Genomic DNA, 21,272 nt, shown 5'->3' with positions numbered 1-21,272 from the left:
TGCTGTCGTTCAGCAGTCCCCGCCGCCCTCGGTCATGGAGTTACAGGCACCGTCGAAGAGGGCGGTGATCCTGTCGCCGAACGCGAAGACGGCGAGGGCGACGGCCGCGGCCACTGCGGCGACGATCATCGCGTACTCCGCCGCGGTAGCCCCGCGGTCGCGAGACGCGAACAGTGCCTTGGCCTTGCAGTAGAGCGAGAGCATAAGCGTGGGCATGGACGGCTGCACCCCCTGGTCGCCGCCGCTGGGGCGGCACCGCGTCAAGTCGAAGCGGCCCGATACGGCCGCCGTGGTGAGCCTGCACAAGCGACGGCCGCGGCACTAGTCAGGCAACCGGCCTGCCCAGGGCCTTCGATCGGATGAATCACCGTCGACCGATGCGCCAGCCGAATCGGATCACTCCGTCGATTTGGGACGACGTGGCTCAGGCAAATGGTGCCTACCCAACAAACCGGGTCCGAGCCCGACGGACGGATGGATTCTGTCGGATGATCGACATTGCGCTCAGGGCAGTGCGCGTGCTGCCGCCACCACCGCGAGCAGTGCCCCGGCCAGCAGCGCCGGACCGAGCGGCATGTCCGTCTTCCGGCCGGCCCGCCGCGACACCAACAGCGCGAGCGCGACCGGACCGTTGATGAGGTGCGGCAGCACGAGCCCGAGCACGGCGGCCGGCCAGCCGAGCCAGCCGAGCATCAGCCCGAGCAGTCCCGCGAGCTTGACGTCGCCGAGGCCGAGATTCGCACCCGGGAGCAGGGCGAGCACCAGGTAGGCGCCGGCCGAGACAAGCGCGGCCAGCGCCGCCCGCCCGAGCGCTGGGGCTGCTCCGTCCACAAAGGCCAGAGCGGTGAGCCAGCACCCGCCGACCACGAAGGCGGCCAGGACCAGCGGATCCGGCAGTCGCAAGCAGGCCAGATCGATGAACGCGAGCACTAGTCCGAGTCCGGCCACGAAGAGGTACGCCGGCAGCGCGGGCACTGCTCCCAGCGCCCAGGTGAGCGTGCCGAACGACACCGCACCCACGAGCGCCGTCAGCACCGGTGACGGGCCTAGTCGGGTGCGGCAGCCCGGGCAGCGGGCTTCGGGGCGTACCCATCCGGCAAGACCGGCAGGAAACGGCCGCGCGCAATGCGCGCAGGCCGACCGCGACGGCGATCCGTATTCCACCGACAGGCGGTAGGCGACCCGTGGCGTCAGCGCACCGACGAGCGCGCCCAGGACGGCACAGGAGATGACCAGCACGACCGCCATGCTAGAGAGCCCCTAGCGGCGGGTCAGCCTGGACGCGATCGCTCAGAACTTCGTCTTTGCCGATTGGTCCGGGATCCGCGACTGCCGGCAATGCGGGCCCACTGTGATCTGTGAGTGGGCCGACCCGGAGGGCCTTGATGGCAGCGCGCTTGACCGCAGCCGAGTCCGCGCACACGACGCGGATGACGACGATGAGCGGAAGGAATACCACCAGCGAGAACGGCCCGATCACCCCGACGCCCCAGTCGGTGGGGAACGCGGCGGAATCTGGGACATCCTCATCGTGAAGGGGAGGGCCGGAGGACGTGTCGATCATTACCACGAAGTAGGCCACATAGCAGTAAATGGACGCCGTGATCGCCCAGACAACCCGCCATCCCTGAGCTGCACCGCCCGGCCGCAGAAACAGACCGGCACCGAGGATCGGCACCATCACCACGAGGGCGACGACCGTCGGCCCGGCCGCCGCAAGCAATTCAGACGTCCAGAACCAGTCGCGCTTCGCCGTCCCTGGCCCCGTGGTAACCCAGACCGCCGCCAGTGGCGTTGTCAGAGCCGCGGCGATGTTCACCATCGTGGCTATCAGCAGCACTGTCCGCTCGTGGCGTCGTGGAAAGGCCAGCACACCCCCGACCACCAACAGCAGGAACACCACGATGAGAGCGAGGTTGAGGCCGTCGGCATTAGTCTCTGCCAATGGGGGACTGACATCGGCGCCCCCGCTGGCGATATGCCGTGCCCAGATCTCCGCGGCCCAGCCGCGACGTGTGTCCGCGTCCCGGCGCAGCACCTGCCCGAGGAGCACCGCCCAAACGGACGCGGCCCCGACCGAGGCCGCCAGCCCCGCGGCGCACGCCGTCCGGCGGACGCGGCGCGGCACAGGCAACGCTGCGACCGCAAAGGCTAGACAGGCAACGGCCGCACACCACGCGAATGGGCTCCCGCCGAAGCCCGCCAGGTCCACCGCGGACGCGTGAAAGCCACCGACATCGGTGCGCTCCGACCACCATGGCGCCTCGACGGACCACCGAAGCATCAACGCGGTGATCGCGACTGAGATCAGGACGCCGATGCGCACGCGGCGAAGCGCGGCAAGAGCCATACCGAACTTTATCGAAGGACGACGCGATCGGCGAACTCGCTGTTGAACGAACCCGCCTTGTTCGACCGGGTATTGACCTCCACGGTTAACCACCTCAGGCGGTTCCGAGCTGGTCACACGCCGTACGGGCCGTCACCAACCGCAGGGCCCGAGCCAGAACGCCAGCACGGCGGTGCCCCGCCGGCCGTGGTGGTCGGCGGGGCGCCGTTTCGTGTGGCTGGATTAGGGCCTGTTTCAAGAGGATTGTCGAGGCGAGCCGGGATCCAGGCGGCGATCCGGCAAGTCGGGCGCAAGGTCGCATACCGGTGTTGTATGCGGCCTTACGCCCGACGCCGCCGGTCGTCGTCTGGGCCCGGCGCAGCCCGGCAAGGATTTTGAAACAGGCCCTGGGCGACGAAGCTAGGCGAGCGCGCCCAGCCATGCCTGCCACGCCTCGTTTTCGGCCGACCGGTCGCGGTCGTCAAAGTAGTGCGCGGTCGCGAACATCTGGTCCTTGTAGCCGTGGATCAGCATGTACATCGCGTCCTCGGTGCGCATACCGACGAAGCTCGGCGAGCCGGCGAACTCCACGACGCCGTCGACCGGCTCGACACCGGGCACGGTGAGCCGGGCCGGCTGCCCGTCCGCGGCATCGGTGCCGGCACCGATGGCCGCGGTCATCGCCGCCCACGAGTCCTTGGTGGTCGGCCCGGGCAGGAATGTCGACCGCGTCGCCGTGCGCGGCGCGAAGTGCGCGAGGTAAACCCCGAGCTTCGCCAGGTAGGCGTGGTCGCCGACCGACAGCGCGTTGTATTCCGCTTCCCAGTCCTCGCCGAGCAAGCCACTGTGCACGAACCGCACCACGGCACCGCCACCGTCGCGCGCCTCGATCAGCCACTCGAACGCCGCGAACGTGCCGTCCGGGTTCTTCTCTTCCTGCGTCGCAAACCGGTGCCCCGGCTCCCACACCGTGATGGCCGAGGTCGCCGTGTTGCCGAACATCTCAAAGGTGCTGGTCTTGTTGTCACCGTCGATCTCGGTGCGCCCCATAAGCCAGGAGTCGACCCCCGGCCCCGACGCGATGGCGTCCCAGACCTGGTCGGGCGTGGCGTCCACGGTGATCTCGCCGCGGACCTCGAATGGATGTGTCATGACTTCTGCCCCTCTGCTGGCGGGTCGGCATCTTCGGTGATGCCCGGGTGCACCGCGACGACAACGCGATGCGTGCGCCCCGTTTCCGAGTGATATTTGCTAATAATTCCGGCGAGCGCGTCGGTCAGCTCGCCGATGAACGCGGCGCGGTCGGCCGGCTTGGCGAACCGCACCTCGGCATCGAGCCCGAACGTGGCCAGCGGCTTGTCGGCCCGCGCCGCGCCGTTGATGAGTGCGCCGGTCTCCCGGACCAGCCGTGCGGCGAGCGCGAGCAGCCACCGCGCCGACAGCCGGTCGGGCGACCGCGCCGGATCGGGAGCGACCGCGGCGAGCGCTGTCGGCGAAATCACGTAGGCCGCAGCCGACGCCCGCACCACGCGCTCGGTCATGCTGCCCTTGCGCCGCTCCTCCACCAACTCCACGAGACCGTGCTGCTCCAGCGTCTTCACGTGGTAGTTGACCTTTTGCCGAGCTAGCCCGAGGCGCATCGCCAGCGTGGTCGCGGTGTGTGGCTCCGCAAGCTCCGCGAGCATGCGAGCCCGAACGGGATCGAGCGCGACCTCCGCGGCGGCGGCGTCCTCGATCACTGCGACGTCCTGCATACGTTCACGTTTTCACCGACAAGTCCTCTCGTCAAGAAGAAAAATATTGTCGGTGATTTGAGCTACCGCGACGTCCGCGGTGGTCCAGACCGCTGCTCCCGCGGCCTCACCCTCCGCGATACACAATCCAAACCCGCGTAAGGCGCTGGCCGCCCTCGGCCCGGGGAAGCCGAGGACGGCCAGCCATCTAACCGTTATGCCGTGAGCTGCCGCGGGGCCGCTGCCTGCTTGAGCTTCTCCACCCGGTCGACCTTTTCCCACGGAAACTCGTCCGACTGCCGGCCGAAGTGCCCATACGCGGCGGTCCGCCGGTATATCGGGCGGAGCAGGTCGAGATCGGCGACGATCGCCGCCGGCCGCAGGTCGAACACCTCGGCGACCGCCGCGGCCAGGCGCCGCCCGGCAGGAGCACCCTCCACTGCTTGACAGCGTGTAGTAGAGGTGGCCGAGGCTGGCACCAACCTCCACCTCGATCGCATTGCGGGCGGGGTCGTAGCGGATGCCCTTCATCTCGGACATGTCGACGATCGTCTTCACCTCGCGGTTGTCGACGAACCCCTCGTAGCAGTGCCCGCCTCCGATCGAGAAGGGCTGCTCAATGACCGCGCCGACCAGGGTGGCCACCGTCACCAGCAGGAACTTGTCGGCATCGGTGAGCGTGAAGCCGTGTCGCGGGGTCATGAACAGCACGAGTACCGGCCACAACCCCCAGACCGAGAAGCCGACGTGCTCGGTGACGATGGTGAGGATGAGGTTGCGCCGTGCGACGCGCCATCACGTGCTTTCGGGATTCACAATCCGTAACCGTCGTTGGCGGAAGCCGTGTGATCCCGGCCTGACCCGGGCTACCGTGTGGGCATGGGCCGGCACCAGCGACGACGCGCCGCCGTGCGGGCGCCGGTCGGCTCGCACGTCGTCGAGCTCACGCTCGATTCCGCCCGTCCGGGCGCCCACATGCTGTACGTCGACGGCGTACCTCAGTCCTATGTGGACATGTCGGACCCGACATACCTGCATTTCGACTACGTACGCCGGATGGCCTCGGTCGTCGACGCGGCGGCGCCCAAGCGTGAGCCGCTACGCGCGCTGCATCTGGGCGGCGGCGGCTTCACGCTGCCGCGCTATCTGGCCGCGACCCGCCCCGGCTCGACCCAGGTCGTTGTGGAGCGCGACGTGGCCCTGCTCGACCTGGTCCGGCGGGAGCTGCCGCTGCCCCGAGGGGATCTGCGGGTCCAGGTGGCCGATGCCCGGGAGGCGATCGAGGCCGAGCCGGCCGCCAGCTACGATCTTGTGCTCGCCGACGTCTACCAGGCTGCCCAGATGCCGGCGCACGTCGCCAGCGTCGAGTTCGCGGCGCAGGTCGCGCGGGTGCTGCGGCCCGACGGGCTCTACACCGTCAACCTGACCGACCTGCCCCCGCTGGGCTACTCGCGGGTGCAGGCGGCGACGCTTGGCGCCGTGTTGCCAGACGTCTGCCTCATCGCCGGACGGGCGATGCTGAGCGGCCGGCGGTACGGCAACATCGTGCTGGCCGCCGCGCGGAGACCCGGCCGGCTGCCGGTGGCCCGACTGACCACCCGCGCGCTGCGTGACCCGGTCGCCGGAGTCGTGCTGCACAGCGCGGCCCTGGACCGCTTCGTCGCCGGTGCCCAGCCACTGCACGATCCGCACCCGAACGACGTCAGCGCCGGCGCCGACCTGGCTTGACAGGTGGATCTCGGGCGAAACCAACAATGGATTATTCGAACCGTGACGGGTCGCCGGCCCCGATCCGTAGGATCTGCGGTTCGTCTTGGGACAGGTCGACCACCGTGGTGGGCTCGGTCCCGCAGTCGCCGGAGTCGATCACGGCGTCGATCTGGTGATCGAGTCGCTGCTTGATCTGCTGGCCGCTCGTCATCGGCTCGGGCTCTCCGGGCAGCAGCAAGGTGCTAGACAGCAGCGGTTCGCCGAGTTCGGCCAGCAGTGCCTGTGCGACGCGGTGATCGGGGATACGCACGCCGACGGCGCGCTTACGCGGATGCATCAGCCGCCGAGGCACCTCCCGGGTCGCCGGCAGCACGAACGTGTAGGGGCCGGGCGTGGCAGCCTTGATCAGCCGGTACACCGAGTTGCTGATCTTGACTAGTTGACCGAGTTGGGCGAAGTCCCGGCACACGAGGGTGAAGTGGTGGCCGGGGTCGAGCTTTCGGATGTCGCGAATGCTCTCCAGGCTGTCGCTGTTGCCCATCTGGCAGCCGAGCGCGAAACACGAGTCCGTCGGATATGCGATCAGTCCACCCGCGCGCACCACGTCGGCGATCTGTCGGATCGAACGCGGCTGCGGGTTGTCCGGATGCACTTCAAGGTAGATCGCCACCGACCGAGCGTAGTTACGGCCGCCCAACCCCGCCAGGCTTTACGTAGGGCGCTCCAACGGGAATGTCGTGAGCCCGCGGCGCACCGCGGTGCTTCATTTGCGGCCCGTTGGGACGCGGGCCTTCGAAGCGTGCCTCTCGTTGGGCGGCGATGGCCGGAACTGACTCGAACGCCTTCGAACAGCCAATGTATTGAGGGATCATCGCGACGACTGGGACTCTCGGGAGGCGAGCGGTGGGCATCGGCTCGCCGCCTTTCCCGAATGGAGATTGGATGAAGCGCACTCTCGCTCGGTTGGTCGCCGGGGCCGCGATCGCGGCCACCATTGTCGGCGTGTCAGCCGTCCCCGCCCAGGCCGGATCCACTGTGACGGCGGGGAGCTGCAGGATGGGGACGCTGCCGGTGCCGGCGGACACGTTCAGCAGCGAAGCTGTGGCGGTGGACCCGTCGGGTCGGTACGTGCTGGGGTCGGCGATCGTGCGGCAGGCTACGGACAGCTTCCCGTTGCTGTTGTGGGACCGTCAGCGGCTCGTCGAGGTGAAGCCGCCGTTGCCGCGCTCGGTCTTGGTCGACGTAAACAGCGCTGGCGTTGTCATCGGCAATGCTCGAGATGAAGATGGCTTCCTGAGGCACCCGTGGCGTTACCACGCTGGCAAGGCGACGCTGCTGCCGCTGATCGACGAGGCGGACCAGGTGACGGTGGAGGGGATCAACTCCCGCGGCGACATCGTCGGCATCGGCCGTACCCCGGCCAATACGACGTACGGGTTGCTGTGGCCGGCGTCGCGGCCGGGGACTGTACGGGTGCTGGACACGCCGGCGGACCTGGTCGACCTCGCCGGTATCACCGACGACGGCACGGTCGTCGGGGTCTCCGGCTTCTCCGAGCCGACCTCGTGGCTGCGTACTCCGGGCGGCGTGGTGCGGACCCTGGCCGGCCCTGACAACGCCACGGGGGCGTTGGCCAGCGCGGTTGGTGGGCATTGGGCGGTCGGTCAGATCTTCCAGGGCGGCGTCCTTGTCGGGCTTCGTTGGGACCTGCGCACTGGTCGAGTTAAGGTGCTCGACCCGGGGCTGGAGTCCGCTCCGACCGATGTCAACGCCAGCGGGGTGGTCCTGGCTGGTACGACGTTGCAGCGTGGCGGCACGGTGGTGACGCTGCCGGCGCCGAGCCCGGGTGACGGCGTTGGTGGCGCCGCAATCGCCGACAACGGCACCGTGGTTGGCTTCCACAACAACCTGCTTACGGACGAAATCCGCGCCGTGCGCTGGACCGGCTGCTAAAGCACCGCGTGCGGTGGGCCTGGAGTCGCCAGACCCACCGCACTACCCTGGTGGCGTGGCCGCATTCGAAATGGCTTCGCTACTGCTGATCACCGTGGTCATCGGCGGCAGCACGGCCATAATCGTCCTGGCCGGGGTTGTCCTGGCACGCAGCCGGCGCGCCAGCACTGTCAGGTTGTTCGGTCGCGTGTTGCACCATCCTCGGCTTTGGGCGACGGTTGCCGTCTCCGCCGGCGCCGCAGGTCTCCTGTCTGAGGCGCGGGAGCACATGCCCAGCGGCTGGCAAGAGCCAAGCATGAACGTTCTCGGTGTGCTCCAGGTGGCGTTCTCCAGCCTGTTCTTCATCCACCTCTACCTCCAGTCGCGGGCCAACCGCGCCGCGAAGGCGCGATCAGCAGCCCCCGCCGGCGGTCAGCAGGGCGCTCAGGGTAACGGCGTCGGCGCGTAGGCGGTCCGGGTCGTCGTCGGCGACGAACTCCAAAGAGGCGTAGCGGTCGCCTGGTGCGCCGGATGCTGTCGCCAGATAGCGGGACCACTCCGTGCGGTGTTTGTGCAGGGGAGGCGGGTGCGGTCCGGCGTCCAGGCGAAGACGTGCAGGTTGGCCAGCATCGGCAGTACCGCGCGGAGGTCGCCCTCGTTGGCTTTGGCGTCCCGCTCCTGATGAGGCTGCCACGTCGCGCGGATCGGGGCGTCGCGCAGTGCGCCAAAAAGCTCCAGTGTGGACTCTCGCGTGTCGGTGAGCGTATTGCGGTGGCACTCCAGCGACACCGTCACGCCCGCCGCCTCGGCTAGGTCGGCCACCCGCAGCGCGTCGTCCACCACCGCGCGGCGGTAGTCCGCAGGTGCCTCGGCGCTGCCGACGCGGCCAGCCCACACACGGATCGTCGGGGCGCCCAGCCACACCGCAGTGCGTACCACTGTGGACGCATCGAGCAGGTCCGGGTGGGCCAGGCGGTAGTACGAGCCGTAGGCGGAGACGGTCAGGCCGGCGTCAGCGGTCAGTGCGGCCGCCCGCGCCGCCGCCTCCGTGTCGCCGTGCGGGACGTGGATGTCGCCGCCCCACTCGATGGCGGCCAGGTCGGCCTCACGGGCCACCCGGACCACATCGGACGGTGCGAGGTGGCGGAAGGTGACCGAGACCAGGCCGGGACGGATTGTCACAGCCGGGCCAGGGCGGCACGCCCGCGGTCGATGGTCCGCGCGAGCTGGGCCACGTGTTCGTCCGACGGGTCGACAAGCGGCGGCCGTACCGAGCCCATCGCCAGGCCGCTGAGCCGCGCGCCGGCCTTGACCAGCGATACCGCGTAGCCGGGCACGGCGTCGCGCAGCGCCACGAACGGCAGGTAGAACTCGGCCAGCAGCGTACGGATCGTCTGCGCGTCATCGGCCTGGACAGCGCGGTGGAACGCCGTGGCGATGTCCGGCACGAAGCAGAGCACCGCCGACGAGTAGCTGTCCACCCCGATCGCCCGGTACGCCTGCACGGACAGCTCCGCGGTCGGCAGGCCGTTGAGGAAGCCGAAGCTGGCGGCGCGCGGGTGGCCGCTGGCGCGTACCGCGGTCACCAGCCGCAGCATCGCGTCCACGTCGCCGCGGCCGTCCTTGATGCCCACGACCGTGGGGATGTCCAGCAGCGCTACCGCGGCGGCGGGGTCGAGTATCGCGTTCGCCCGCTGGTACACGGTGATGGGCAGGCGCGTCGCGGAGGCCACGTAGCGGACGTGGCGGACGAGGCCGGCGGGCGTCGACGAGACCAGGTACGGCGGGAGCAGCAGCAGTCCGACGGCGCCCGCCTCCGCGGCGAGCTGGGCGAAGTCGCGGGCGGCCTGCGGGCCCCCGCCGCAGCCGGAGTAGACCGGGACGCGGCCGGCCGCGACGCGGACGGCGGTGGCCACCACGTCCCGGTACTCGTCCTGGTGCAGCGCGGTGAACTCGCCGGTGCCGCACGCCACGTAGAGCGCCGCCGGGCCGGCCGCCACCTGCTGCCCGACGTGTTCGGCGAAGACGTCCAGGTCGACCTTGTCGTCCGGCGTGAACGGGGTCAGCGGAAACGAGAGCAGCATCGGGATCCAATCTGTAGAGACCGGCTCAGCCCTTGACGGCGCCGGACGTGAGGCCCTTCATGAACTGCCGCTGCATCGCCAGGAACGCGATGACCGACGGCAGCAGGGCGAGCAGCGCGGCCGCGAGCAGCACACCCACGCCGACCTGGTCGTCGGAGCGGAGCGTGCGCAGTGCCAGCGGCAGCGTGAACTGGCTGGCATCCTGGGCGACCAGCAGCGGCAGCATGTACTGGTCCCAGATCATCGTGAAGCCGAAGATGCCGATCACGCCCAGCGCCGGCCGGCAGAGCGGGAGCACGACCGACCAGAAGACGCGTAGCTCGCCGGCGCCGTCCATGCGGGCGGCTTCCTCCAGCTCGACCGGCACTTCCTTCATGAACTCGGTCATCACCAGGATCGAGAAGGCCCACGCGGCGACCGGCACGATCATGCCGAGCAGGGAGCCGATGAGGCTGACGTGGATGACGGGTACGTCGGCCAGCACCAGCGAGAGCGGGATGGCCAGGATCTCCTCGGGCAGCATCATCGTGGAGAGGATGAGCAGGAAGACAAGCCGCATGCCGGGAAACTTCTTGCGGGCCAACGCGTACGCGGCCGAGACGCTCACCGCGATCTGGAGCAGCAGCCCGCCACCGACCACGATGAACGAGTTGAGCAGGTACCGCAGCACGTCCCGCTCGAACGCCGCCCGGAAGTTGTCCAATGTGAACTCGCTCGGCACCAGCGAGAGCCGGCTCGGGTCGGGCACCCGGCTGAACGCCCCCACCAGCAGCGCCAGCAGCGGGCCGGCGAAGACGAAGACCAGCAGCGTGTACAGGGCCACGCGGACGACCCGCGCGACCGGGCCGCGCATCGCGGTGAAGCCGAGGGCCGAGTCGAACCTGTTCATCGGGCCTCCCGGCGCCGGGCGAATTGGACCGCGAGCGTGAGCACCACCGTGGCGAGCAGCAGCACCATCGAGCCGGCCGCAGCGATGCCGAGTTCGTTGCGTTCCAGGCCGAGCTTGTAGATGAGCGTCATGAGCACCTCGGTCGAGCCGTTCGGCCCGCCGTTGGTGAGCAGGAAGATCTCGGTGAAGACCCGCAGCCCGCGGATCGCCGCGAGCGTGAAGAGGATCGCGAAGACCGGACGCAGCGCCGGGATCGCGATGTGCCAGAGGCGCCGCCAGGGCCGGCGCCGTCCGCCGCGGCCGCCTCGTAGAGGGTGCGGTCCACGCCGGCCAGGCCGGCAATGAAGATCATCATGTCGTACGGCGCGCCGCGCCAGATGCCCACCGCCATGACCGACCAGAGCGACGTGTCCTCGGAGTTGAGAAACTGGGACGGTCCGAGCCCTACCCAACCGAGGATGCTGTTGAGCGCGCCGTCCGAGCCGGGGTAGTAGAGGATCCGCCACAGCTCGGCGACCACCGCCATCGCCGCGACGGTCGGCAGGAACATCGCGGTGCGTACGAACCACAGGTGGCGTGCGGTCCCCTCGACGAGCAACGCGAGCGCCAGCCCCAGCACGATCGAGCCGCCGGTCTGCCCCACGGCCAGCACGATCGTGTGCCAGATCGCGGACAGGAACGCCTCGTCGGTAACCACCTCGCGGTAGTTGTCCATGCCGACCCAGCGGTCGCCGAGGTACGGCCGCACCTCGTGGAAGCTCATCTCGACCGCGCGGACCATAGGGACGAACTTGAAAACCGTGAAGAGCAGCAGCGCCGGCAGCAGGAAGAGCCAGGCGATCGCGTAGCCCTGGAGCCGCGCGGGGAGCCGGCGGCGCCAGGCGGCGGGTGCCGGCGGCCGGGGCTCGTGCCGCCGTACCGCCGGCTCCCGCAGCGTGGTCGTCATGACGCGGCGACCCCCTGCTTGCTGAGCTCTTCGCCGAACGTTTCGTCGAGCTTGGTGAGCTCGGCCTGGATATCGGACGCGCAGTTCGCCACGATCGCGTTGAGCGTCTCGGCCGAGGCCTGGCGGAACGGCGTCCACTCAGGAACATTCGGCGTGTACCGCCCGGTGTCCTTGTAGATCTTGTCGAAGACCTGCCAGCGGGTGTCCTTACGCACGCTCGCGAGGTCCACTGTGGAGTTCACCGGGAGGCGGACGATGCTGCCGTCGGTGTCGCCGGCCATGCCGATCGTCTGGCCCTGACCGGAGATGGCGAACTCGGCGAACTTCTTCTGCCCCGCCTCGTTCTTCGAGCCGGCCATCAGGTACACGTTTTCGCCCTCGGCCAGCGCCGCCGCCTTGCCACCCGGGCCGGCCGGCGCGGGTACCACCTCGTACTTGTCCTTGCCGAGGTTCTTGTCGAAGCGGCCCATGTTGTACGGCCCGGTGAAATAGATGCCGGCCTTGCCGGTCTCGAAGACCGGGTGTGCCTGCGTGGTCTCCATCGTCACCGCGCCGGGCGCCACGCTCTTGTCCACGCAGAACTGCTTCTTGAACCAGTCGACCGCGGCCACCGACTGCGGGCTGGCGATCGCCGGCGCGAACTTGCCGCCCGACTCATTGAAGTAGTCACCGCCGGCCGACCACAGGAAGCTCGTGAAGTACCAGGAGGTGTAGCCGCGCTTGGTCGAGCCGGGCACCGCGTACCCGAAGGTGTCCGCCTTGCCGTTGCCGTCCGGGTCCTTGGTGGTGAACGCGGTGGCGAGCGCGTCGAGGTCGGCCCAGCTCGTGGGCGTAGGGAGGCCGACCTTCTGCCGCCAGTCGGAGCGGATGAAGAGGGCGAACGACTGGGCGGAGAACGGCACCGCGTACGTCTTGCCGTCCGCCCCCTTCGCCGCCTCCCACGCGGCCGGGGTGAGCTGGTCGCCACCCGCGACGCCGGCCTTGTCTACCTCACGTACGAGGCCCTGCTTGACGAGCGTGCCGAGCTGGGCGGTGTCGTTGATGACGAGGTCCGGCAGCTGCTTCTGCGCGGCGGCCTGCTGGAGCTTGGTCTCGAAGTCGTCGAAGAGGGCGGTGACGGTGGTGGGTACGCCGGTCGCGCTCGTGAACGCGGCGGCCAGATCCTTCGCGGTCTTCTCGGTGGGGGAGCCGGGTGGCTTGCGGATCCAGATCTGGAGCGGTGCCTTCGCGTCCTGCTCCGCCCCGGTGTCGCTGCCACCGCAGGCCACAAGGCCCATCGAAGCGGCGGTAAGGATCGCGACGAGCCGGGCGGCGCCTCGTGTGTGGGCCACGACGCTGCCTCCTAACTATCTATATTGGACGGATAACATCAGGGTCAGTAGCGGGCGCCCAGCGGGACGTCGCACCACTGGCCGCCGACCCGGGTCATCACCGGATCGCCCGCGAAGTCCGGCTCGCCGTGCTCGGCGACGAGCTGCTCCGCGTACACCTCTGCGTCGTCCTTGGGGTGGTAACCGATCGCCTCGCCCTCGGACAGCGACCACCAGCGGCGGGTGTTGCGGCTGATCCCCAGACGAGCCGGTAGCCGGGGCTCTCTACGCGGAGCGCCGCCTCGACGAGCCGCGCGCCGTCGTCGGGGAGAGCCACATCGCCAGCCCGCGCGGCCCGGGCGGGGTGGGAAACCAGAGCCCGATCCGCAGGCAGATCACGTCCATGCCGAACCGGTCGGCGTAGAGCTGGCCGGCGGCCTCGGCGGCGACCTTGCTCCAGCCGTACAGCGTGTCGGGGCGGCCGGGCACGTCCGCGGGCAGCCCGTCGTCCGGGACGCCGTGGTTGGTGTGGAAGCCGGCCGCGTGGTTGGAGGACGCGAGGATCACCCGGCTCACGCCGTTCCGGCGGGCGGCCTCGAGCACGCAGTACGTGCCGTAGGCGTTGAGCCGCAACACCTCCTCGGCGTCCGACTCGCGCGCCTGCCCTCCAAGGTGGACGATCGCGTCTACATCGGCCGTAGCGGCCACCATCGCGTCGAGGTCGTCGATCGAGGAGACAAGCACCTCCTCGTCGCCGGCGTCCTCCACCGGGGCTGGCCCACGCACGTCCAGCAGCCGCAGCACGCGGCCGGGGCGGGCCAGCCGCGGGCGTAGGAGCGTGGCGACCTTGCCAGCGCCACCAGTGATCAGGATGCGGTCGTGCGCCATCGTCCCTCCAATGAACGGCTGCGCCAGACGGGCGGCCGGGGTGTTGGCCGCGTCACAGGTGCCACAGCATAGCCGCTATCCGCGTGGAGGGACAGCTTCCATATATGTAGACGCATGTGCCACATATGTAGAGGGCGTGCCACGTTGTAGATGGCTATTGACGGGCTGATTTCAGAACAGTTAACTCTCCTGGCAGAAGATATCGACCGCTTTGGAGGTCGTGGTGCCCCGTTCCACCAGATACGCGCTCGCCGCGCTCGTCGTGGCGGTACCCGTCGCCGTCTTCGCGATATCGGCGACGCCGACCGCCGCCGCCCCGCTGACCCTGGACCTGTCCGCCGCCAACCGCCGCGCCCCGATCACCGGGCTGTACGACTGGCGCCGGGCCGGCTACCGCGGCGGCGCCGCGCTGCCCGGCTCGAACGACATCAACCCCAGCGCCACCTGCCAGATCACGACCGCGGAGCTGGCCAGCCAGTACTCGGTACGGCCCGGCGACGGTGTCGACGACACCGCAGGGCTCCAAGCCGCGATCGACGCGATCCGTACCGGCTGCTCGCCCTCTGCCGGCTACACGCGGCTCAGCCTCATCACACTCCCGGCCGGCGTGCTGAACGTCAGCCAGGAAATCCACGTCGACGCCGACTACCTGGTCATCCGCGGCACCGGCGCGGACCCGGCCACCGGCACCCGCATCGTGTACCGGCCGGACGCGAACACCCGCTACGACGCCCTCACCCCGGACGGCTCCGACTGGGACGAGGACGGCATGGTCCACGGCCAGGGCAAGGGCGGCTGGCTCTGGCCCGGGCGCGGCCTCTTCCGCGTGCAGTCGCGCGGCGTGCACTCCAGCTACGCCAGCGACTACGCGTCGGCGCCGGCCAACCGCAAGGACATCTTCGAGGGCACGGTGAACGTGCACTGGAAGGCCGGCGTGGCGCTGCGCGGCAAACCCGGCGACACCGCGTACGCGGCCCGGACCGGAGACACGGTCGTCCACCTGGCCAGCAACGCGTCCATGACCAACCTCACCGCCGGAGCGCTGGTCAACATCCGGGCCGCGAACTCGACGAACTTCTACGCCCAGCAGCAGGCGCTCCCGACCGAGTGGCCGCTCCAGAACCTCCACATGCGACAGCAGATCTTCACGATCAGCGCCGTCGACTCCGCGAACCGTACGATCACAGTGGACAAGCCGCTGGAGTACGACGTTCCGGTCAACTCCACATCGGACGGCTCGGCGGCGATCGACGGCACGGTGTACCAGTCGAAGGCCGCGCCCCTCGTCGACCCAGTGCTCGGCGTGGGCTTCGAGAGCCTGTACATCACACAGGACATGCCTGGGCTGGACCGGGCCGACGCCACGCACAACTACGGCAACCTCGACCCGGCCGCCCAGATGCACGGCATCGTCTTCAAGTGGGCGGCCAACTCGTGGGTGCGCGGGATCCGTGCCGAGATGACCGGCTCACACCCGATCGTCACCGAAGAGGCGAAGAACCTCCAGATCGTCGACAACCACCTCGACGGCTCGTGGAACAAGGGCAAGGGCGGCAACGGGTACTTCCGCGGCTCGCGGGTCTGGGACTCGCTCTACGCCAGCAACGTCTCCCGCAACCTGCGCCACTTCACCTTCCAGTGGTCGGCGTCGGGCAACGTGGTCATCGGCAACGACTTCGACTCCGACCTCAACCTGCACGGCGGTTGGGAGCGCAACAACCTCTTCGAGCTGAACACCGTGACCGTGCCGTACGCGCACCGCTCCGGCAACTGCACCGCCCACTGTGGTGAGGAGGGCGGCGGCGGGCCGGACGACTCGAACTGGTACCCGATCTGGTGGGGCGCCGGCAAGAAGGCGGTCAAGTGGTCCGGCTCCTCCGGCCCGCGCAACGTCTTCTTCAACAACGCGATGAGCAAGCAGCTCGGCTCGGACACCGCGCCCTACACGGCGTACTACCCGGACCGCACGCGCGTTTACCAGTTCGGCTGGAACGGCAGAACCTTCCAGCACCTCGACATCGGCGGTACCCCGATCGCCGACTGGGCGCACAACGAGCAGCGCGACTACACCGGTGGGCACGGCGTGGACGCGACCCGTACCGACCCCGGCCCGTCGCTCTTCCTGATCTCCGTTGGTGGCAGCACGCCGGCGCCCACGACGACCGGACCCCCGCCGCCCACGACGACCGCGCCGCCGCCGTCCACGCCGCCGCCGACGACACCACCGCCGTCCACGCCGCCGCCCGCGGGCGGGCTGACCGCCGCGTTCGCCCAGACCAACACCTGGAGCAGCGGGTACGGCGCGGAGTACGTGCTCACCAACCGGGGAGTACCGCGGTCACGAGCTGGGTCGTCGAGTTCGACCTGCCCGCCGGCTCGCGGGTGAGCAGCTCGTGGAGCTCGGTGCGTACCCAGACCGGGCAGCACTACCGCTTCACCAACGCCACCTACAACGGCGACATCGCCCCCGGTGCGTCCGAGGCCTTCGGCTTCAACGTCGCCGGTACCGGTACCCCCGTCAACTGCACCGTCAACGGAAGGCCCTGCTGATGCGCCGTACCCGGATAGCCGCCGCGATCGCCGCCCTCGCGCTCGGCGGCCTGACCACGACGGTCGTCGCGCTCGCCACGCCCGCCTCCGCCGCCGGGCCCGACCTGACCGCCGCCTTCGCCCAGACCTCCACCTGGAGCAGCGGGTACGGCGCGGACTACGTCATCACCAACCGGGGCGACGCGGCCAGCACCGGCTGGGCGGTGGAGTTCGACCTGCCGGCCGGCTCGCGGGTGAGCAGCTCGTGGAGCTCGGTGCGTACCCAGACCGGGCAGCACTACCGCTTCACCAACGCGACCTGGAACGGCGACATCGCACCGGGCGGCTCCGAGGCCTTCGGCTTCAACGTTGCCGGCCTCGGTACCCCGTTGAACTGCACCATCGACGGCCGTCCGTGTGGCGGCGGGCCCGCGCCCACGACGGCGCCGCCCACCACCGCCCCGCCGACGACCGCGCCGCCCACCACGGCCCCGCCCACCACGGCCCCGCCCACGACAGGCCCGCCGACCGGCCCGGTGGTGGACGTGTCGAGCGCGGCCCAGCTCCAGTCCGCGCTCGCGGCCGCCCAGCCCGGCCAGACCATCCGGCTGGCGGCTGGCACGTACCGGGGCGCGTTCCTGACCCAGCGGGCCGGCACCGCTTCGTCCCGGATCACGCTGACCGGGCCGCGGAGCGCGATCCTGATCAATGACGGGCCGTCCGGCACCGCGCCCTCCTGCCCGGCACCGACCGCCGGCTGGGACTCCGGGTACGGGCTGTGGCTCTTCAACGCGCCGTACTGGAACCTGACCGGCTTCACGGTTGCCGAGTCGAAGAAGGGTGTGGTGCTGGACAACTCGCACCACGTCACGATCGACGGCCTGTACGTGCACCACGTCGAGGACGAGGCCGTGCACTTCCGGCGCTCCTCGGCCGACGGCGTCATCCGCAACTCGCGGATCACCGACACCGGCCTGGTACAGCCCGGCTTCGGCGAGGGGGTGTACATCGGCTCGTCCCAGTCCAACTTCGGCTGTCACGGCAACTCCGGCGGCGTGGACCGCTCGGACCGGATCCAGGTGCTCAACAACGAGATCGGGCCCAACGTGGCCGCCGAGCACATCGACGTCAAGGAGGGGACCGAGGACGGGATCGTGCGCGGCAACCGGTTCAACGGGCAGGGCATCACCGGCCAGAACTCCGGCGACTCGTGGGTCGACGCCAAGGGCAACGACTACCTCTTCGAGGGCAACGTCGGCACGTTCAGCTCGCCGGGGGTCTTCGCGAACGGGTACGAGACGCACAACCTGCTGGACGGGTACGGCTGCGGCAACGTGTGGCGGAACAACACCTCCAACCTCGGCGGTGTCGGGCGGTACGCGATCAACGTGACCTCCACGTCCCGGTGCCCCGGCCACCTGAACGTCGTGTACTCCAGCAACACGGTGACCAACGCCGTCACCGGGCTGACCAACATCGCGGTCACGCCCGGCTGACCTGAGAGCGCGCGGTGGGTGCCCCGGCCGGCGCCCGCCGCGTTCCACCGAGCCCGCGCCACACCACCTGTGTGGCGCGGGCTCATTTGTGCGCTGGTTGGTTCTCTCTTCACAGCGCTCCCGGCACAGTCCCGGCGCACCGGCCACGGGATGAGCTAGAGTTCCCAAAAGATGTTCTGTTGACACCAACATTACGGCGGTGTTCCAATGGCAACACCCACGCGGCGGGTGGGGAAGTAGCTCCTACCCTCCTCGCCAACCTCCCTAGGGAGTCGCTCGATGAAGATTCGAACCATCGCAGCCGGCGTTTCCGCCGTACTGCTCGCCGCCACCATGGCCGCGTGCTCCGACAGCGGCGATGACTCCGGTGGCGGGTCTGGTGTCACCCTGACCTACTGGGCCAGTAACCAGGGCGCCAGCCTCGACAACGACAAGGCGATCTTGACGCCTGAGCTGGAGAAATTCACCCAGCAGACGGGCATCAAGGTCAAGCTCGAGGTCGTCCCCTGGTCCGACCTCACCAACAACACGCTCTCGGCCGCGGTCAGCGGCCAAGGCCCCGATGTGCTCAACATCGGCAATACGAACGCGGTGACCTTCCAGTCCACCGGCGCCTTCTATCCCTTCGACGACGCGGCGCTGGAGAAGATCGGCGGCAAGGACCACTTCGTCAGCTCCGCCTTCGCCACCGCGGGCGCGACCGGGCAGCCGCCCACCTCGATCCCGCTGTACAGCCAGGTCTACGCGCTGTACTACAACAAGAAGCTCTTCGCCGACGCCGGCCTCCAGCCCCCAAGACCTGGGAGGAGCTGGTCTCGGCCGCGCAGAAGCTGACCAACCCGGCGCAGAAGAAGTGGGGCATCGTGATCCCCGGCGCCACGGTCAACTCGAGCATGCACTTCTCGTTCATCTTCAGCGAGCAGAACGGTGGCTCGGCGTTCGACACGTCCGGCAAGCCCTCGTTCACGTCGCAGGGGATGATCGACGGGGTTCGGCAGTACGTCGACCTGCTCAGCAAGTACAAGGTGGTCAACCCCAGCGCCGCGCAGTACAGCGAGACCGCGCAGGCGGCCGCTGAGTTCGCGCGGGGCGACGCGGCCATGTACATGGCGCAGACCTCGGCCATCAACGTGATGTCGAAGAACGGCATGCAGCCCGACCAGTACGGCATCGTGCCGATCCCGGCACCGGCGGGCAAGCAGCCGATCGGCAGCTTTGTGGCCGGGTCCAACATCTCCATCTTCAAGAACACCAAGCACCTCGACGAGGCGCTCCAGTTCGTGAAGTTCATGACCAGCGCCGAGGAACAGCAGATCCTGAACAAGGCGTACACGTCGCTTCCCGCGGTCACCGGCGTACCCGCCGCGTTCACGGACGACAAGGAGAAGCTGGACGCCTTCACCACGATCCTCGCCGACCAGTCCAAGCCGCTGCCGCTGATCTCCGGCATCCAGGCCTTCCAGGCCAACGTCGGCGGCGCGGTCGTCGGCCTGATCGGGAAGGCGGCCACCGGCGCGACGATCTCCGATGGTGACATCCGGAGTGCGCTGGAGCAGGCCCAGCAGAAGATGGCCACGACGAAGTGAGCCGGCGATGGCCATGACGCAAACCGGACGGCCCACCCAGACGATGGGTGGGCCGCGCCCGGCCGTTTCCGCGGCGAAGCCCCGCCGGAAGTGGTTTACCTGGCGCAAGAGCACGCCGTACCTGCTGATCCTGCCGGCCGTGCTGCTGGAGCTGCTGATCCACGTGATCCCGATGATCGTCGGGATCTGGATGAGCTTCATCGAGCTGACCCAGTTCTTCATCACGAACTGGGGCGAGGCGCCCTTCAGCGGCCTGGGCAACTACGAGATCGCGCTGGACTTCTCCGGTCCGCTGGGCTGGCAGCTGCTCCGCTCGTTCGGGCTGACGCTCGCGTTCACGCTGCTGACCGTGGGCATCTCGTTCGGCTTCGGCATGTCGGCGGCGCTCGCGCTCCAGCGCTTCGGGCGCGGGCGCGGCCTGATCCGGACGCTCTTCCTGATCCCGTACGCGCTGCCCGCGTACGCCGGCATCATCACCTGGAAGTTCGTCCTCCAGCGGGACAACGGCCTGCTCAACGAGCTGCTGATGAACCTGCACCTCACCGGCGACCGGCCGTTCTGGCTGATCGGCAGCAACGCGTTCGTGTCGGTGGTCGTGGTCTCGATCTGGCAGCAGTGGCCGTTCGCCTTCCTTATGATCATGGCGGGCATGCAGGTCATCCCGGACGACGTCTACGAGGCGTCGGCGATCGACGGGGCCAACACCTGGCAGCAGGTACGGCACATCACGCTCGGCATGATGCGGCCGATCAACGCGGTGCTCGTGCTGCTGCTCTTCCTCTGGACGTTCCGGGAGTTCAACACCCCGTTCGTCCTCTTCGGACCGACCCCGCCCGAGTCGGCCAACCTGCTTACCGCGCACATCTACAACAGCTCGTTCATCACCTGGAACTTCGGCCTCGGCTCGGCCATGTCGGTCCTGCTGATGCTCTTCCTGATCCTGGTGGCCGGGCTGTGGGCGCTGTGGAACCGGAGGGTGAACCGCGATGCGTGAGCAGCTTTCGTTCCGGATCTTCCGCTGGGTGGTGCTGATCCCGCTCGGCCTGTTCACGCTGATGCCGCTGTACGTGATGGTCACCTCGGCGCTCAAGCCGCTGCCCGACGTGCAGGGCCCCTTCGAGTGGTGGCCCTCCAACCTGACGCTGCGGCCGTTCGTCGACATCTGGACGACGGTGCCGCTCGCCGAGTACTTCGTGAACAGCCTCATCGTCACGATCTCGGCGACGGTCTTCAGCGTGATCATCGCGATCTTCGCGTCGTACGCGATCTCCCGGTACCGCTTCCGCGGGCGGGGCGCGTTCTCCGGCGTGGTGCTGTCGACGCAGATGTTCCCGGGCGTGCTCTTCCTGCTGCCGCTCTTCCTCGTCTTCGTCAACATCGACAAGGCGCTGGGCGACACGTTCCTGTACCAGACCCGGCTCGGCCTGATCGTCACCTACCTGACCTTCACGCTGCCGTTCTCGATCTGGATGCTGGCCAGCTACTTCGACGGCATCCCTCGCGACCTGGACGAGTCGGCGCAGGTGGACGGCGCCTCGGCGATCGGCGCGCTCTTCCGGATCATCCTGCCGAGCGCGCGGCCCGGCATCGTCGCGGTGGCGGTGTACTCGTTCATGACCGCGTGGGGCGAGATCCTCTTCGCCTCGCAGCTCACCAACAGCGAGTCCCGCACGCTCTCGATCGGCCTCCAGAACTACTCCACCGAGGTCAACGTCTACTGGAACCAGGTGATGGCCGCTTCCCTCGTGGTGAGCGTGCCGATCGTCGTCGGCTTCCTCATCCTCCAGCGCTACCTCGTCGCCGGCCTCACGGCGGGCGCGGTGAAGTCGTAGGAGCGGGA

General features: G+C 69.0%; 22 protein-coding genes and 2 pseudogenes. 10 read left to right on the top strand and 14 right to left on the bottom strand.

What is annotated here, in order from left to right; genetic code table 11:
• Positions 1-9: 9 nt before the first annotated feature.
• From Pflav_RS24630 to Pflav_RS46180, 6 genes and pseudogenes are all read right to left on the bottom strand, one after another.
• Entirely contained in the window at positions 10-216 is a 207-nt protein-coding gene (locus Pflav_RS24630; RefSeq protein ID WP_197938736.1) for a Flp family type IVb pilin, read from the bottom strand.
• 288 nt (positions 217-504) lie between these two features.
• Complete coding sequence (locus tag Pflav_RS24625) at positions 505-1,239, bottom strand: prepilin peptidase (protein WP_173038556.1); 735 nt, start codon at positions 1,237-1,239, stop codon at positions 505-507.
• 10 nt (positions 1,240-1,249) lie between these two features.
• On the bottom strand, positions 1,250-2,326 hold the full coding sequence (locus Pflav_RS24620) for a hypothetical protein (RefSeq protein WP_173038554.1): 1,077 nt from the start codon (positions 2,324-2,326) through the stop codon (positions 1,250-1,252).
• A 423-nt stretch (positions 2,327-2,749) separates the two neighbouring features.
• Entirely contained in the window at positions 2,750-3,481 is a 732-nt protein-coding gene (locus Pflav_RS24615; RefSeq protein WP_173038552.1) for an SRPBCC family protein, read from the bottom strand.
• Complete coding sequence (locus Pflav_RS24610; RefSeq protein ID WP_173038550.1) at positions 3,478-4,083, bottom strand: ArsR/SmtB family transcription factor; 606 nt, start codon at positions 4,081-4,083, stop codon at positions 3,478-3,480. The genes Pflav_RS24615 and Pflav_RS24610 overlap by 4 nt, the downstream gene beginning before the upstream one ends.
• A gap of 194 nt (positions 4,084-4,277) precedes the next feature.
• A pseudogene (locus tag Pflav_RS46180) lies at positions 4,278-4,478 on the bottom strand (methionine adenosyltransferase domain-containing protein); the annotation flags it as partial.
• Between the two features lie 46 nt (positions 4,479-4,524).
• Here Pflav_RS46180 and Pflav_RS24600 point away from each other — a divergent pair.
• Both Pflav_RS24600 and Pflav_RS24595 read left to right on the top strand, forming a co-directional pair.
• Positions 4,525-4,887 (top strand): hypothetical protein, encoded by a 363-nt coding sequence (locus tag Pflav_RS24600; RefSeq protein ID WP_173032640.1) that lies wholly within the window; start codon positions 4,525-4,527, stop codon positions 4,885-4,887.
• 54 nt (positions 4,888-4,941) lie between these two features.
• Positions 4,942-5,790, top strand: coding sequence for a spermidine synthase (locus Pflav_RS24595; protein WP_173038546.1), 849 nt, complete (start codon positions 4,942-4,944; stop codon positions 5,788-5,790).
• A gap of 31 nt (positions 5,791-5,821) precedes the next feature.
• Here the strand turns inward: Pflav_RS24595 and Pflav_RS24590 are convergent, their stop codons facing one another.
• Positions 5,822-6,442, bottom strand: coding sequence for an L-threonylcarbamoyladenylate synthase (locus Pflav_RS24590; RefSeq protein WP_173038544.1), 621 nt, complete (start codon positions 6,440-6,442; stop codon positions 5,822-5,824).
• Between the two features lie 272 nt (positions 6,443-6,714).
• Between Pflav_RS24590 and Pflav_RS24585 the strand changes: the two genes are divergently transcribed.
• Positions 6,715-7,725: a hypothetical protein gene (locus Pflav_RS24585; RefSeq protein WP_173038542.1), complete on the top strand. Its 1,011-nt coding sequence runs from the start codon at positions 6,715-6,717 to the stop codon at positions 7,723-7,725.
• A gap of 55 nt (positions 7,726-7,780) precedes the next feature.
• Positions 7,781-8,173, top strand: a complete 393-nt coding sequence (locus Pflav_RS24580; protein ID WP_173038540.1) for a hypothetical protein — start codon at positions 7,781-7,783, stop codon at positions 8,171-8,173.
• Here the strand turns inward: Pflav_RS24580 and Pflav_RS24575 are convergent.
• The 7 genes from Pflav_RS24575 to Pflav_RS24550 all read right to left on the bottom strand — a co-directional run bounded on the left by Pflav_RS24575 (position 8,149) and on the right by Pflav_RS24550 (position 13,821).
• Positions 8,149-8,886, bottom strand: coding sequence for a sugar phosphate isomerase/epimerase family protein (locus tag Pflav_RS24575; protein WP_173038538.1), 738 nt, complete (start codon positions 8,884-8,886; stop codon positions 8,149-8,151). The two genes, Pflav_RS24580 and Pflav_RS24575, sit on opposite strands and share 25 nt — an antisense overlap.
• Positions 8,883-9,788, bottom strand: a complete 906-nt coding sequence (locus Pflav_RS24570) for a 5-dehydro-4-deoxyglucarate dehydratase (RefSeq protein ID WP_173038536.1) — start codon at positions 9,786-9,788, stop codon at positions 8,883-8,885. The genes Pflav_RS24575 and Pflav_RS24570 overlap by 4 nt, the downstream gene beginning before the upstream one ends.
• Before the next feature lie 25 nt (positions 9,789-9,813).
• Positions 9,814-10,677, bottom strand: a complete 864-nt coding sequence (locus tag Pflav_RS24565) for a carbohydrate ABC transporter permease (protein WP_173038534.1) — start codon at positions 10,675-10,677, stop codon at positions 9,814-9,816.
• Complete coding sequence (locus Pflav_RS47605) at positions 10,674-10,808, bottom strand: hypothetical protein (RefSeq protein ID WP_269474534.1); 135 nt, start codon at positions 10,806-10,808, stop codon at positions 10,674-10,676. Before Pflav_RS47605 ends, Pflav_RS24565 begins: the two co-directional genes overlap by 4 nt.
• Positions 10,805-11,623 (bottom strand): carbohydrate ABC transporter permease, encoded by an 819-nt coding sequence (locus tag Pflav_RS24560; protein WP_232071868.1) that lies wholly within the window; start codon positions 11,621-11,623, stop codon positions 10,805-10,807. The genes Pflav_RS47605 and Pflav_RS24560 overlap by 4 nt, the downstream gene beginning before the upstream one ends.
• A complete protein-coding gene (locus Pflav_RS24555; protein ID WP_232071866.1) occupies positions 11,620-12,954 on the bottom strand; it encodes a sugar ABC transporter substrate-binding protein in 1,335 nt (444 codons plus the stop codon). The genes Pflav_RS24560 and Pflav_RS24555 overlap by 4 nt, the downstream gene beginning before the upstream one ends.
• Positions 12,955-13,218: 264 nt before the next feature.
• Complete coding sequence (locus tag Pflav_RS24550) at positions 13,219-13,821, bottom strand: NAD-dependent epimerase/dehydratase family protein (RefSeq protein WP_232071864.1); 603 nt, start codon at positions 13,819-13,821, stop codon at positions 13,219-13,221.
• A 223-nt stretch (positions 13,822-14,044) separates the two neighbouring features.
• Between Pflav_RS24550 and Pflav_RS46175 the strand changes: the two genes are divergently transcribed.
• The 6 genes and pseudogenes from Pflav_RS46175 (at position 14,045) to Pflav_RS24525 (ending at position 21,264) form a co-directional block, all read left to right on the top strand.
• The gene (locus tag Pflav_RS46175) at positions 14,045-16,207 is read left to right on the top strand and encodes a hypothetical protein (protein ID WP_232071862.1); all 2,163 of its coding nucleotides are present in this window, start codon (positions 14,045-14,047) and stop codon (positions 16,205-16,207) included.
• Complete coding sequence (locus tag Pflav_RS46170) at positions 16,105-16,371, top strand: cellulose binding domain-containing protein (protein ID WP_232072731.1); 267 nt, start codon at positions 16,105-16,107, stop codon at positions 16,369-16,371. Before Pflav_RS46175 ends, Pflav_RS46170 begins: the two co-directional genes overlap by 103 nt.
• The gene (locus Pflav_RS24540; RefSeq protein WP_173038532.1) at positions 16,371-17,846 is read left to right on the top strand and encodes a cellulose binding domain-containing protein; all 1,476 of its coding nucleotides are present in this window, start codon (positions 16,371-16,373) and stop codon (positions 17,844-17,846) included. Before Pflav_RS46170 ends, Pflav_RS24540 begins: the two co-directional genes overlap by 1 nt.
• Positions 17,847-18,125: 279 nt before the next feature.
• Positions 18,126-19,432, top strand: a pseudogene (locus Pflav_RS48935) (ABC transporter substrate-binding protein).
• A gap of 7 nt (positions 19,433-19,439) precedes the next feature.
• The gene (locus Pflav_RS24530) at positions 19,440-20,426 is read left to right on the top strand and encodes a carbohydrate ABC transporter permease (RefSeq protein ID WP_197938735.1); all 987 of its coding nucleotides are present in this window, start codon (positions 19,440-19,442) and stop codon (positions 20,424-20,426) included.
• Positions 20,419-21,264 carry a carbohydrate ABC transporter permease gene (locus Pflav_RS24525; protein ID WP_173038530.1) on the top strand — a complete coding sequence of 282 codons (846 nt, stop codon included), beginning with the start codon at positions 20,419-20,421 and terminating at the stop codon, positions 21,262-21,264. Before Pflav_RS24530 ends, Pflav_RS24525 begins: the two co-directional genes overlap by 8 nt.
• Positions 21,265-21,272 lie beyond the last annotated feature (8 nt).

This window comes from Phytohabitans flavus (assembly GCF_011764545.1).
Classification (GTDB): Bacteria; Actinomycetota; Actinomycetes; order Mycobacteriales; family Micromonosporaceae; genus Phytohabitans; species Phytohabitans flavus.
Note: the sequence above shows the minus strand (reverse complement) of the source record. Positions and strands in the feature narration are given on the sequence as shown.

Excerpts from the sequence above, each read along its gene's own strand:
- Pflav_RS24550 (WP_232071864.1), bottom strand. The coding sequence starts at position 13,821 with ATGGCGCACGACCGCATCCTGATCACTGGTGGCGCTGGCAAGGTCGCC.
- Pflav_RS24610 (WP_173038550.1), bottom strand. The coding sequence starts at position 4,083 with ATGCAGGACGTCGCAGTGATCGAGGACGCCGCCGCCGCGGAGGTCGCG.
- Pflav_RS24525 (WP_173038530.1), top strand. The coding sequence starts at position 20,419 with ATGCGTGAGCAGCTTTCGTTCCGGATCTTCCGCTGGGTGGTGCTGATC.
- Pflav_RS47605 (WP_269474534.1), bottom strand. The coding sequence starts at position 10,808 with ATGACGCTCATCTACAAGCTCGGCCTGGAACGCAACGAACTCGGCATC.
- Pflav_RS24565 (WP_173038534.1), bottom strand. The coding sequence starts at position 10,677 with ATGAACAGGTTCGACTCGGCCCTCGGCTTCACCGCGATGCGCGGCCCG.
- Pflav_RS24570 (WP_173038536.1), bottom strand. The coding sequence starts at position 9,788 with ATGCTGCTCTCGTTTCCGCTGACCCCGTTCACGCCGGACGACAAGGTC.
- Pflav_RS24530 (WP_197938735.1), top strand. The coding sequence starts at position 19,440 with ATGGCCATGACGCAAACCGGACGGCCCACCCAGACGATGGGTGGGCCG.
- Pflav_RS24615 (WP_173038552.1), bottom strand. The coding sequence starts at position 3,481 with ATGACACATCCATTCGAGGTCCGCGGCGAGATCACCGTGGACGCCACG.
- Pflav_RS24540 (WP_173038532.1), top strand. The coding sequence starts at position 16,371 with ATGCGCCGTACCCGGATAGCCGCCGCGATCGCCGCCCTCGCGCTCGGC.
- Pflav_RS24630 (WP_197938736.1), bottom strand. The coding sequence starts at position 216 with ATGCCCACGCTTATGCTCTCGCTCTACTGCAAGGCCAAGGCACTGTTC.
- Pflav_RS24595 (WP_173038546.1), top strand. The coding sequence starts at position 4,942 with ATGGGCCGGCACCAGCGACGACGCGCCGCCGTGCGGGCGCCGGTCGGC.
- Pflav_RS24585 (WP_173038542.1), top strand. The coding sequence starts at position 6,715 with ATGAAGCGCACTCTCGCTCGGTTGGTCGCCGGGGCCGCGATCGCGGCC.
- Pflav_RS24560 (WP_232071868.1), bottom strand. The coding sequence starts at position 11,623 with ATGACGACCACGCTGCGGGAGCCGGCGGTACGGCGGCACGAGCCCCGG.